The organism is Streptomyces violens (genome assembly GCF_000717745.1).
Taxonomy (GTDB): domain Bacteria; phylum Actinomycetota; class Actinomycetes; order Streptomycetales; family Streptomycetaceae; genus Streptomyces; species Streptomyces violens.
Genome location: NZ_JOBH01000046.1, coordinates 1 through 421 on the forward strand (window position 1 = coordinate 1; position 421 = coordinate 421).

A 421-nucleotide genomic window follows, 5' to 3' on the forward strand; every position below is an offset into this window, starting at 1 on the left:
CGTCGAAGGTGGGACTGGCGATTGGGACGAAGTCGTAACAAGGTAGCCGTACCGGAAGGTGCGGCTGGATCACCTCCTTTCTAAGGAGCACTTCTTACCAGCCTTCGGGTTGGTCAGAGGCCAGAACATCAGCGAATGTCTGATGCTGGTTGCTCATGGGTGGAACGTTGACTACTCGGCACACTTGGTTGGACCTCACTAGTACTGCTTCGGCGTGGAACGTGATGGACCTTCTGGATGTGTCGGGCACGCTGTTGGGTGTCTGAGGGCACGGCCGTAAGGCTGTTCCTTCAAACGCCGGCCCCGGTGAAGCGCCATGAAGGTGGTGTGTGACGGGTGGCTGGTCGTTGCTTGAGAACTGCACAGTGGACGCGAGCATCTGTGGCCAAGTTTTTAAGGGCGCACGGTGGATGCCTTGGCA

General features: G+C 58.0%; 1 rRNA gene. It reads left to right on the forward strand.

Annotation, left to right across the window (positions count from 1 at the left end):
• A 16S ribosomal RNA gene (locus IF04_RS0135315) occupies window positions 1-80 on the forward strand; the annotation flags it as partial.
• Between the last annotated feature and the right edge of the window lie 341 nt (window positions 81-421).